Origin of the sequence: Vibrio sp. B4-6 (genome assembly GCF_963888245.1) — a bacterium.
GTDB lineage: Bacteria > Pseudomonadota > Gammaproteobacteria > Enterobacterales > Vibrionaceae > Vibrio > Vibrio anguillarum.
Genome location: NZ_CAWPIM010000022.1, coordinates 88,337 through 100,169, shown reverse-complemented (window position 1 = coordinate 100,169; position 11,833 = coordinate 88,337). Strand labels below are relative to the sequence as shown.

The 11,833-nt window shown below is 47.4% G+C and carries 9 protein-coding genes; 2 read left to right on the top strand and 7 right to left on the bottom strand.

Features of this window, described 5'->3' with window-relative positions; all coding sequences use genetic code 11:
• Window positions 1-63: 63 nt before the first annotated feature.
• The 6 genes from aceF to xerD form a co-directional block, all read right to left on the bottom strand.
• Complete coding sequence (gene aceF / locus AACV20_RS07260; protein WP_170907045.1) at window positions 64-1,947, bottom strand: pyruvate dehydrogenase complex dihydrolipoyllysine-residue acetyltransferase; 1,884 nt, start codon at window positions 1,945-1,947, stop codon at window positions 64-66.
• Between the two features lie 18 nt (window positions 1,948-1,965).
• Window positions 1,966-4,641 carry a pyruvate dehydrogenase (acetyl-transferring), homodimeric type gene (gene aceE / locus AACV20_RS07255; RefSeq protein ID WP_170907044.1) on the bottom strand — a complete coding sequence of 892 codons (2,676 nt, stop codon included), beginning with the start codon at window positions 4,639-4,641 and terminating at the stop codon, window positions 1,966-1,968.
• A 53-nt stretch (window positions 4,642-4,694) separates the two neighbouring features.
• Entirely contained in the window at window positions 4,695-5,462 is a 768-nt protein-coding gene (gene pdhR / locus AACV20_RS07250) for a pyruvate dehydrogenase complex transcriptional repressor PdhR (RefSeq protein ID WP_013857676.1), read from the bottom strand.
• Window positions 5,463-6,071: 609 nt separating this feature from the next.
• On the bottom strand, window positions 6,072-7,811 hold the full coding sequence (gene recJ / locus AACV20_RS07245; protein ID WP_170907043.1) for a single-stranded-DNA-specific exonuclease RecJ: 1,740 nt from the start codon (window positions 7,809-7,811) through the stop codon (window positions 6,072-6,074).
• A 41-nt stretch (window positions 7,812-7,852) separates the two neighbouring features.
• Window positions 7,853-8,626 carry a thioredoxin fold domain-containing protein gene (locus tag AACV20_RS07240; RefSeq protein WP_013857678.1) on the bottom strand — a complete coding sequence of 258 codons (774 nt, stop codon included), beginning with the start codon at window positions 8,624-8,626 and terminating at the stop codon, window positions 7,853-7,855.
• A 13-nt stretch (window positions 8,627-8,639) separates the two neighbouring features.
• Complete coding sequence (gene xerD, locus AACV20_RS07235) at window positions 8,640-9,548, bottom strand: site-specific tyrosine recombinase XerD (protein WP_013857679.1); 909 nt, start codon at window positions 9,546-9,548, stop codon at window positions 8,640-8,642.
• Between the two features lie 152 nt (window positions 9,549-9,700).
• Between xerD and fldB the strand changes: the two genes are divergently transcribed.
• Complete coding sequence (gene fldB / locus AACV20_RS07230; protein WP_170907042.1) at window positions 9,701-10,219, top strand: flavodoxin FldB; 519 nt, start codon at window positions 9,701-9,703, stop codon at window positions 10,217-10,219.
• A 21-nt stretch (window positions 10,220-10,240) separates the two neighbouring features.
• Here the strand turns inward: fldB and ampD are convergent, their stop codons facing one another.
• Entirely contained in the window at window positions 10,241-10,792 is a 552-nt protein-coding gene (gene ampD / locus AACV20_RS07225; RefSeq protein WP_234826552.1) for a 1,6-anhydro-N-acetylmuramyl-L-alanine amidase AmpD, read from the bottom strand.
• 124 nt (window positions 10,793-10,916) lie between these two features.
• Between ampD and nadC the strand changes: the two genes are divergently transcribed.
• Window positions 10,917-11,804, top strand: coding sequence for a carboxylating nicotinate-nucleotide diphosphorylase (gene nadC / locus AACV20_RS07220; RefSeq protein ID WP_017043701.1), 888 nt, complete (start codon window positions 10,917-10,919; stop codon window positions 11,802-11,804).
• The last annotated feature ends 29 nt before the right edge of the window (window positions 11,805-11,833 follow it).

Sequence of the window (11,833 nt, the reverse complement as noted above, 5' to 3'; positions counted from 1 at the left end):
GTTCAATTATTCGTGTTAACAAGGGCGGCTTTAACGGCCGCCCTCTCTTTCACTAAACTTGGCTTACAGAACCAGACGACGAATGTCTGATAGCGCGCCATTTAGGAATGTGATGAAACGCGCACCTTCCGCACCATCAATCACACGGTGGTCGTATGACAGTGATAGTGGCAGTTGTAGGCGTGGTTCGAACTCTTTACCGTTCCACACTGGCTTAAACTCAGACTTAGATACCCCAAGGATACCGACTTCTGGCGCGTTAACGATAGGCGTAAACGCTGTACCGCCGATGCCACCTAAGCTAGAGATAGTGAAACAGCCACCTTGCATGTCTGCAGCGGTCAGTTTACCTGCACGGGCTTTCTTCGATACTTCAGCCAGCTCTCTTGATAGCTCATAAATGCCTTTTTTGTTCACATCTTTGAAGACAGGAACAACAAGACCATTTGGCGTATCAACAGCAATGCCCACGTTCACGTACTTCTTCAGAATCAAGCTTTCGCCATCTTCAGAAAGTGAAGAGTTAAACGATGGGAATGCTTCTAGTGCTTTCGCTACCGCTTTCATAATGAACACCAGTGGGGTGATCTTCATGCCAGTGTCGTTCTTCGCTTCAATCGCATTTTGCTCTTTACGGAAGTTCTCAAGCTCGGTGATATCCGCATTATCCCATTGGGTAACGTGTGGGATCATCACCCAGTTACGATGCAAGTTAGCACCAGAGATCTTCTTAATACGTGAAAGCGGTTTTACTTCTGTGTCACCAAACTTGCTGAAGTCCACTTTTGGCCAAGGTAGCAAGCCAAGCGCGGCGCCATCACCTTTACCAGAAGCCACTGCGGCAGAACCCGATTCAAGACGCTTAAGCGCTTCTTTCACGTAGTTTTGCACGTCTTCTTTTAGGATGCGGCTCTTACGGCCAGAACCTTTGACTTTCGCTAGGTTAACACCAAATTCACGCGCAATACGGCGCACAACTGGTGATGCGTGAGAGTACTCATTGTTCTCTTCAAACTCGGCAGGTGCTGCCACAGCTGATTTTACCGCTTCCGCTTTTGGCGCTGATGCGGCTGGAGCCGCTGCTTGCGCAGGGGCCGCTAAGGCAACGGGCGCTGCACCGGCAACTTCAAACACCATGATAAGAGAGCCTGTTGACACCTTATCACCAGCCGCCACTTTAATTTCTTTCACAACACCAGCAAACGGCGCAGGAACTTCCATTGATGCTTTATCGCCTTCAACGGTGATAAGAGACTGCTCTTCACTCACGGTATCGCCAACCGCCACCATGATTTCCGTCACTTCGACTTCATCACCACCGATATCCGGTACGTGGATCTCTTTTGCTGCCGAAGCGGCTGGTGCTGCAGCTACAGGTGCTGCCACTTGAGCAGAGGCTGCCGCCGGAGCAGAACCCGCCACTTCAAAGATCATCACCAGTGAGCCTGTCGATACTTTATCGCCCGCAGCCACTTTGATCTCTTTCAGTACACCAGCAAATGGAGCAGGTACTTCCATTGAGGCTTTGTCACCTTCAACCGTCAGTAGAGATTGCTCTTCTGCGATTGAATCGCCGACTGCGACCATGATTTCAGTGACTTCCACTTCATCACCGCCGATATCTGGCACGTGAACTTCTTTAAGCTCAGCGACAACCGCGGCAGCAGGAGCCGCAACCGGTGCAGCTTCCACTGCTGGAGCTGCGACCGCAGCGCCTTCTGCTTCAAAAATCATAATAAGTGAACCGGTCGATACTTTATCGCCAGCGACTACTTTGATTTCTTTTACAATACCCGCTTGAGAAGCTGGTACTTCCATAGAAGCCTTATCACCTTCTACAGTAATAAGAGATTGCTCTTCTTCGACCTTGTCGCCAACGCTGACAAGAATCTCAGTAACTTCAACCTCATCCGCACCAATATCCGGTACATTAATTTCGATTGCCATTATTCTTTCCTACCTTAATTAAGCGTATAGCGGGTTTGTTTTTTCAGTATCGATGTTGAATTTCTTAATCGCTTCAACCACAACTGATTTCTCAACATTACCACGTTTCGCTAGTTCGCTTAGCGCGGCAACCACCACGTAACCTGCGTTCACTTCGAAGTGACGACGTAGGTTTTCACGGCTATCAGAACGACCAAAACCATCAGTACCTAGTACTTTGTATGATTCAGCCGGGATAAACGCACGCGCTTGCTCAGCGTAGTTCTTCATGTAGTCAGTTGCTGCGATGGCAGGCTCGCTACCCATTACCGTTTGAATGTAAGGTACTTGCGGCTGCGCTTCAGGGTGAAGCATGTTGTAACGCTCACATGCTTGGCCATCACGAGTCACTTCATTGAATGATGTTACTGAGTAAACATCTGAAGCCACGCCGTACTCATCACTTAAGATTTGAGCCGCTTTGCGTACTTCGTTCATGATCGTACCTGAGCTCATTAACTGAACTTTACCTTTAGAGCCAGTCGTTCCTTGTGGAGCGTAGCTTTCTAATTTGTAGATACCTTTACGAATACCTTCTTCAGCGCCTTGTGGCATTTCAGGCATTGCGTAGTTCTCGTTCATCAGCGTTAGGTAGTAGAACACGTTCTCTTGATCGCCATACATGCGGCGAATACCGTCTTGCATGATGACTGCAACTTCGTAAGCAAATGTTGGATCGTAAGAAAGACAGTTAGGAACCGTTGCCGCCAATATGTGCGAGTGACCATCTTCGTGCTGTAGACCTTCACCGTTCAGCGTCGTACGACCAGCGGTAGCGCCCAATAGGAAACCACGTGCTTGTTGGTCACCTGCCATCCATGCCATGTCGCCAACGCGTTGGAAACCAAACATAGAGTAGTAGATGTAGAACGGAATCATTGGCAGATCGTTTGTCGAGTATGAAGTTGCAGCAGCAACCCATGAAGACATAGCACCCAGCTCGTTGATCCCTTCTTGCAGTACCTGACCTGAAGTCGCTTCTTTATAGTAAGAAACGATGTCGCGGTCTTGAGGAGTGTAGTTCTGACCGTGTGGGTTATAGATACCGATTTGACGGAACAGACCTTCCATACCGAAAGTACGTGCTTCATCTGCAATGATTGGCACAATATTTTTACCAATGCTCTTATCTTTGAGCAAAATGTTCAACGCACGGACAAACGCCATTGTGGTTGAGATTTCACGTTTTTGCTCTTCAAGCAGAGGCTTGAACTCTTCAACCGCTGGAATCACAAGTTCTTGAGTAAACTTAGGCAAGCGTTGAGGTGTGTAACCTTTTAGCGCTTTACGGCGAGCGTGTAAGTATTCGTGCTCTTTCGAGCCTTCTGCCAATGTTAGGTATGGCAACTCTTTCACAGCTTCATCTGTTAGAAGATCTTGTAGACCAAGACGATCACGCAGTTGCAGCACGTGAGTCATGTCCATTTTCTTCACTTGGTGAGCGATGTTCTTACCTTCTGCCGCTTCACCCATGCCGTAACCTTTAACGGTCTTCGCCAGAATCACGGTTGGCTTGCCTTTCGTGTCTTGAGCATTAGTAAAGGCTGCGTACAGTTTAGAAGACTCGTGACCACCACGCTTGAGCGCGAAAATTTGATCGTCAGTCATATCAGCAACAAGCGCCGCTGTTTCTGGGTATTTACCAAAGAAGTGTTTACGCACGTAAGCACCATCTTTCGCTTTAAATGTTTGGTAGTCACCATCGATGGTTTCGTTCATCAACTGAAGCAGCTTACCTGTGGTGTCTTTCGCCAGTAGAGAATCCCAGTTGTTACCCCAAATCACTTTAACAACGTTCCAACCTGCACCTTTAAATAGGCCTTCAAGTTCTTGGATGATCTTACCGTTACCCATTACTGGGCCGTCTAGACGTTGCAAGTTACAGTTGATAAGGAAACATAGGTTATCAAGCTTCTCACGAGCGGCGAATGAAATCGCACCGCGTGATTCTGGCTCATCCATCTCGCCATCACCTAGGAACGCGTATACACGCTGTTCAGAAGTGTCTTTCATACCACGGCCATCAAGATATTTGAGGAAACGCGCTTGATAGATTGCAGAAATTGGACCCAGACCCATAGATACGGTCGGGAATTGCCAGAATTCAGGCATCAATTTCGGGTGTGGGTAGGAAGGAATACCTTTGCCATCCACTTCTTGGCGGAAGTTGTCAAGTTGCTCAGCCGTTAGGCGGCCTTCAACGAACGCACGTGCGTAGATCCCTGGAGAGATGTGACCTTGATAATAAACCAAGTCACCGCCATCTTTTTCATTCGGCGCACGGAAGAAGTGGTTAAAACATGTTTCGTAGAACGAAGCAGAAGACTGGAATGACGCCATGTGGCCGCCAAGATCGAGGTCTTTTTTCGATGCACGTAGAACGATCATAATCGCGTTCCAACGGATGATTGAGCGAATGCGACGCTCAAGCGTTGTGTCACCTGGGTATGCTGGTTCTTGCGCAGCTGGAATGGTGTTGATGTAGTTCGTGGTAATACCGGTTGGCATATCAACACCGTCTAGACGTGCTTTATCTAGAATTTGCTCAAGTAAGAACTGAGCGCGTTCTACACCTTCTTCACGTACAACTGACTCAAGGGCTGCTAGCCATTCCTGAGTTTCCAGTGCATCTACGTCATGCTTCATGTCAGACATGGCGATCTATCCTTCTATTGGTTGGATCTATAAAACAAGCAATTCGCCGTAGGTTACGACTCATTACCCTGCTGAATTCGGCGCAACGAACGCTCACGACGAGACTCTTCTTTGGTCAAATCCAGCAATGTTTCTTCGATATAAGCTAAGTGAGAATGGGACATTTCGCGCGCCTTTTCCGGCTGACCAGAAACGATCGCATCCACGATATTAGCTCGGTGTCTACTTACTTTCTCCACCACTTCATGGCGGCGGTGTAATAGTTTTAAATTCTGTAGAACATTTTGCTCAAGCAAAGGAGCGAGGCTGCGAACAATATGCAAAAGCACCACGTTGTGGGCCGCTTCAGTGAGAGCGACTAAAAACGCAACCACCGCAGACGCTTCTGCTTCGACCTCTTTTTTCGCTTGTTGTTCACCAATTCTCGCCAAACAGGCTTGAATGCGAGCAAAATCTTCCTCAGTACCACGCAATGCTGCGAAATAAGCTGAAATACCTTCCATCGCGTGGCGCGATTCCAATAGATCGAGCTGGGTTTCAGAGTGGCTAGACAATAAATTTAGCAGAGGATCAGAAAAACTCTGCCAAATGTTCTCACTGACAAACGTACCTCCACCTTGACGGCGGGTTAATAAACGCTTGGCTTCGAGGCGTTGAATGGCTTCACGAATGGATGGACGAGACACCTCGAACTGTTTTGCCAGTTCTCGTTCTGGAGGCAATTGTTGCCCCGGAGAGAGTGTTCCTTCCACTATCAGCCTTTCTAACTCCTGTTCAATTACATCAGAGAGTTTTGGCTGACGAATCCTTTGATAAGCCATAATTTATTATTCTTCTACTCTTTGCAGTCAATTGGTAATACCAATTTCAAGTTGGTGCAGAAATTAACATAATTAAAACGTAGCTGTCCAGCCAAAAGTTGACCTAAATCATAGAACAGCCCACGCCTAAACACTTTGATAACAATAGTCGATTAAAACAGCAATATTATTGGTCAGACCAATTACAAAATGAATACAGATGGGGAAATGATGGGCTAGAAATGGGGAAAAATTCGTTGTCATCTACCCTTTCTAGAGAAAACATTCTTTGGCTCCCCCCCCCTTCTAGGGGAAAGCTGGGAGGGGGGGAATTCGAAAAATACAAAATCAATCAAAAGATATACCCCACCCTAACCCTCCCCTTAAAGGGGAGGGAAGATCACTTAACCGCAATCTTTCAAGAGGAAACATTCTTTGGCTCCTCCCCCTTCTAGGGGGAGGCTGGGAGGGGGTGTAATTCGGAAAACACAATATCAATCAAAAGATATACCCCACCCTAGCCCTCCCCTTTAAGGGGAGGGAATGTAAGAGCAAACATTCGTTGAGATCTCCCCTTTCTAAGGGAGGGAAGGTTATGTCACGCATCGAAAGAAGAGAAATATCAAGCCGTTACTTCGCTTCGAGGTGATCAATCATCAATTGCAGTGACTGATTGCCGCGAAACTCATTAATATCAAGCTTATATGCAAGACGCACCGTTTTCACCGACGCATCTGGCCAGCGTCTTAAATCGACATTAAAAGCAATGCCATCGATCATAATGTTGGTTGGGTGGCCTTTGAATAACGGCTCAAGCATCAGTTTCAAATGCTTTTCTCCCACCAGCTTTTGGTGCAATAGTTTGAACTCACCGTCAAAGAGAGGTTCAGGAAACGCCTGCCCCCACGGGCCACCGGAACGCAAGGTTTCAGCGGTGTGCATCGAGAACTCTTCAGGTGTTAACTCTCCGTCGGATAAAATCACGCCCTTTAGCGCGGTCTCATCTAACTCACGGCGTACGGCTTGATCAAACAGCTCAGCAAAACGTTCAAACTCTTTTTCGGCAATAGTTAAACCTGCCGCCATCGCGTGACCACCAAATTTGACGATTAAACCGGGGTTTTGTGTATCAATGCGATCCAGCACATCGCGCATGTGTAACCCAGAAACAGAGCGGCATGACCCTTTGATACTGCCATCGCCACCATCGGCAAACGCAATCACAGGGCGATGGTATTTATCTTTAATACGTGAGGCTAAAATACCAATTACACCTTGGTGCCAATCGCGTTGAAACAGCACTAAACCGTGCGGCAATTCGTTATTTTCACTCAGTTGTAAGCGCTCACAAAAAGCCAGCGCTTCTTGCTTCATCCCCTCTTCAATCTCTTTACGAGTTTGGTTAAGGCTATCCAGCTCACTGGCCATTCGACGCGCAGCGTGAATGTCATTGCACATTAGCAGCTCAACGCCAAATGACATATCATCCAAGCGCCCTGCCGCATTGATGCGTGGCCCTAACGCAAAGCCAAAATCCGAGGCAACTAAACGCCTCGCGTCACGTTTAGCAACCTCAATCAAAGCTTGAATACCCGGCCTTGCATGCCCGGCTCGAATGCGTTGCAAACCTTGATGCACTAAAATGCGATTGTTTTCATCGAGCGGCACAACATCAGCGACAGTACCCAGTGCGACTAAGTCAATCAGCTCCATCAACTTGGGTTCACTCATACCTTGTCGAGTAAACCAGCCGTTTTTTCGCATATGCACGCACAACGCCATCATCAAATAGAAAGCCACCCCTACGCCGGCTAATGCCTTCGAGGGAAACGGGCAGTTAGCCAAATTGGGATTCACCATCGCATCAACCTCTGGCAACTCGTGTCCCGGTAAATGGTGATCGGTCACCAAGACAGTCAATCCTTGCTGCTTGGCATAACGCACCCCGTCGATAGAGGAGACGCCGTTATCGACCGTCATGATCATCTGCGCGCCAAGCTCAATCGCTTGATCGACCACTTCAGGGCTTAAGCCATAACCATCTTCAAAACGGTTAGGCACGAGATAGTCCACATTGTTCGATCCCAACATTCGCAACGCCAAAACAGATAAGGCGCAACTGGTTGCGCCATCAGCATCAAAATCCCCGACGACTATGATGCGCTGCTGCTGCTCGATGGCGTGAAAAAGTAGTTGTACCGCTTGTTCTATACCACCTAATTGTTGGTAGGAATGCAGTGCTTTCGCGGCCTTGTCGAGTTGTTCAAGGTTCGTGATACCACGGTTGATATAGATACGTTTAAGCAGTGTAGGAATCGTGTCAGGGAGTTGCGAAAGATCGGGGGCTGGTCTTTGTTTTATTTCAATCATAAATCAGCGGGCTCAAGAACACTCAAGCCCGACTCCTAAAGTTATTGAATCTGCTGAAGGCGTTGCAACAATTGCTCTGGTGGTAAATAACCGCCAACCATTTCGCCATTCGGTAGGAAAATCGCAGGCGTGCCGTTGATGCCTAACTCACGTCCGAGCTGATAGTGCTTGGTAATCAATTGCTTAGCCTGTTGAATGTTCTGCCCTGCTTCTGGCAACTTATGATTGGTTTTTGCCTCATTCATCGCTGCCATTTTATCATCTGCATTCCAGATAGCGGCCATCTGATCAGCTACCTGCCCCGTAACGCCTTGACGCGGGTAAGCCATGTAGCGCACGGTGATCCCTAGGTCGTTATACCCTTTCATTTGACTATGCAAGCGAGTGCAATAACCACAGGTAATATCAGTAAAAACAGTCACCACGTATTTTTCGTTGGCGGCTTTGTATTCGATCATACTCGATTCAAACTGCGCGATCTTCGCCGCATTAACCGGCGCTTGGCGTTTGGCTAACACATCGACATAACCACCATTCTTATCTAATTCATACAAGGTTCCGGCGATAAAATGGCTCGCGTCAGGCGCAGAAAACAGCACGCCACCGGAAGTTTGCACTTCAATCACTCCCGGAATATCAGAGGCTTGAACACTCAGCACTTCCAATCCGAGTTTAGAAAAACGTTGTTCAAAAACCGTTTTATCAAGCGCAGCCGCTTGCACCGCCGTTGACGTCACTTGCTCTGTGGTTTCGGCGTTACACGCCACAGCAAAAAGTGGCAATGTAAGAAGAGTCAGTTGGCGTAATACGCTCATTAAATTCACCTTTTCAAGCCCTTGGGTGGTGCTCGCTATGTAATTGTTTAAGTCGCTCAGTCGCAACATGAGTATAAATTTGTGTGGTCGATAAGTCACTATGACCGAGCAGCATTTGCACTACACGCAAATCAGCACCGTAATTGAGTAGATGCGTGGCAAAAGCATGCCTTAATACGTGTGGAGAGAGTTTTTCCACATCGATTTGTGCGATCACTGCGTAGTGTTTAATTCGGTGCCAAAAGGTTTGACGAGTCATCTGCCTTGCTCGTCGGCTAGGGAAAACCACATCCGACGTTTGTTCGCCCAGCAGAGTAGACCGCCCTTGTTCAAGAAAAGTTTCAATCCAATCAACGGCATTTTCGCCCATCGGTACAAGACGCTCTTTGCCACCTTTACCAATCACTCTTACTACGCCTTGACGTAAACTGATATTTTCCATGGTCAGTGAAACCAATTCGGTCACCCGTAACCCTGTTGCATACAAGAGTTCCAACATCGCTCTGTCACGTAATTCTAGAGGATTATTAGTATCGGGAGCATTCAATAAATCTTCCACTTGCTGCTCGGATAAATCTTTAGGCAGACGCTGCGGCAATTTAGGGCTAATTAAGAGCGCGCTCGGATCATCGCCGCGGAGCTTCTCACGGTGAAGATATTGAAATAAACGACGAATCGCCGACAACATACGTGCCCGCGAGGTTTGCTTATAGTCTTGATCAGCGAGCCACGCTTGGTACTGCTGCAAACCAGTGACACTAATAAAGTCAAGGCGATAATTATTGTGCTGCATCCATTGCAACAATTTCGTCAGATCATTGCGATACGATGAGAGCGTGTTTTCAGCTAAACCACGCTCCATCCACATCGCATCTAAAAACTGTTCCACAACCCCTTGATCAGGAGAAATATATTCAGACACATCAAACCTCTGTGGTGAAAATCGAGTTGCTCAGGTTATGTGAGCCACTGGTTTAATACCATAAAAAAACATCATCGGCAGGATAATCGCTGCAAAGCGCGTCATTTTATGGTTAGAATTCACTATTCTTGATTTAAAACGAACACAAAATTATGAAGATCGGTCTTTTTTACGGCTCAACAACTTGTTATACCGAAATGGCAGCAGAGAAGATCCGTGCGCTCATCGGTGAGGATTTGGTGGAGATTCACAATGTGAAAGAAACGCCACTCTCTTTGATGAGCAACTATGATCTTTTAATACTGGGCATCTCAACTTGGGACTTTGGCGAAATCCAAGAAGATTGGAGCGCAATATGGGATCAAATCGGTGGCGTGTCGCTAAACGGCAAGTACGTCGCATTATTCGGCTTAGGCGATCAAGAAGGTTATGGCGAATGGTACCTCGATGCGATGGGGATGCTGCATGATGAGCTAAAACAAATTGGCGCTCAATTGATTGGCTACTGGCCCAACCAAGGCTACCATTTTGAAGCGTCAAAAGCCCTAACGAAAGATAGCCGTCACTTTGTTGGTCTCGCACTCGATGAAGATTCGCAATACGAGCAAAGCGACGAACGCATTCAATGCTGGGTTGAGCAAATTTTAGTGGAATATCACGATTCGATTTAATTCGTTGTTCGCTATTTGTTGTTAGTCATTTGCTGCCAACAAGGCTCGATAGCAACGCCAATCAAACACCAAACCGGGGTCAGTTTTGCGTAGTGGTGCAATGTATTGATGCCCGGTAATGCGTTGATTGGTGATGAGCGGATAACGCCGCTGCAATGCACACGTCAAAGTCGCTAAGGCTTGATATTGCGCAGGTGTATAAGCCGTCTCATCGCTCCCTTCCAATTCAATCCCTATCGAATAATCATTGCATTTTGCACGGCCAGCGAAGCTTGACTGGCCCGCATGCCAAGCTCTGGCATTAAATGGCACAAATTGCACTACTTCTCCCTCTCGCCGAATGAGGCAGTGAGCCGAGACGCGCATCTGGTGGATGGTTTGAAAAAAAGGGTGTTGATTCGGGTCAAGCGTGCCAGTGAAAAACTGCTCAATATATGGGCCGCCGAACTGGCCCGGAGGCAAGCTGATATTATGTACCACCAGCAATGAAATATCTTGCGCATCACTTCGCTGATCATAAAACGGCGATGGCACTCGACGTGCGCTTTGATACCAACCCTTTTTATCGATCATCAGTTGACCCCTTACACTCAAACAAAAATGAACCTTAGCCAGAGGAAATGCGAGATTAGTGGCTGAATTTGAGTAAAACTCAGCGTATCATTCTCACTCTGTTCAACACCATATTAGATTTGCGATGAAAAATACACATAACAGCCAACAACGCCTCGATTATCTGAAACAGCAACTCCCATTGGAAATTACTCGCGCCGTTAGCGATGCACTCAGAGAAGATCTCGGTGGCAGCTTGGATGCGACTGCTGATATCACCGCAAACCTTATTCCAGCGGATGCGCGTAATACCGCGACTCTCATCACCCGTGAACATGGCGTATTTTGTGGCCAAGCATGGGCAGAGGAAGTCTTCAAACAACTTGGTGGTGAAGTGAAAATTGACTGGCATGTCCAAGATGGTGATCAAGTTAAGCCAAACCAAATTTTGTGCACTCTTGAAGGTCCAGCTCGCGCGCTGCTGACTGGTGAACGCAATGCGATGAACTTCATTCAAACCTTGTCAGGTTGCGCCAGCATTACTGCTCAGTATGCCAAACAGCTAGAAGGCACCGAATGCCGACTACTTGATACACGCAAAACTATCCCTGGCCTGCGCAGCGCACTGAAATATGCTGTCGCGTGTGGCGGCGGCTTTAACCATCGTATTGGCGTGTTTGATGCTTATTTAATTAAAGAAAATCATATCATTGCTTGTGGCGGTATTACCCAAGCCATCAGCACCGCTAAACAGCTCAACCCCGGTAAACCTGTCGAAGTCGAAACCGAAAGCTTGCAAGAGTTAGAAGAGGCGATTCAAGCGGGCGCTGACATCATTATGCTGGATAATTTTAGTATTGAGATGATGCGCGAAGCGGTAGCAATTAACGCAGGCCGCGCAGCTTTAGAAAATTCTGGTAACGTCACATTAGAAACCATTGGCGATTACGCGCGAACCGGTGTCGATTACATCTCAGTCGGCGCGCTGACTAAGCACATTAAAGCACTCGATCTCTCAATGCGCTTTCAGTAATTAATTATATCAATTATTGGAATAAAGAT

Excerpts from the sequence above, each read along its gene's own strand:
- aceF (WP_170907045.1), bottom strand. The coding sequence starts at position 1,947 with ATGGCAATCGAAATTAATGTACCGGATATTGGTGCGGATGAGGTTGAA.
- aceE (WP_170907044.1), bottom strand. The coding sequence starts at position 4,641 with ATGTCTGACATGAAGCATGACGTAGATGCACTGGAAACTCAGGAATGG.
- pdhR (WP_013857676.1), bottom strand. The coding sequence starts at position 5,462 with ATGGCTTATCAAAGGATTCGTCAGCCAAAACTCTCTGATGTAATTGAA.
- recJ (WP_170907043.1), bottom strand. The coding sequence starts at position 7,811 with ATGATTGAAATAAAACAAAGACCAGCCCCCGATCTTTCGCAACTCCCT.
- AACV20_RS07240 (WP_013857678.1), bottom strand. The coding sequence starts at position 8,626 with ATGAGCGTATTACGCCAACTGACTCTTCTTACATTGCCACTTTTTGCT.
- fldB (WP_170907042.1), top strand. The coding sequence starts at position 9,701 with ATGAAGATCGGTCTTTTTTACGGCTCAACAACTTGTTATACCGAAATG.
- ampD (WP_234826552.1), bottom strand. The coding sequence starts at position 10,792 with ATGATCGATAAAAAGGGTTGGTATCAAAGCGCACGTCGAGTGCCATCG.
- nadC (WP_017043701.1), top strand. The coding sequence starts at position 10,917 with ATGAAAAATACACATAACAGCCAACAACGCCTCGATTATCTGAAACAG.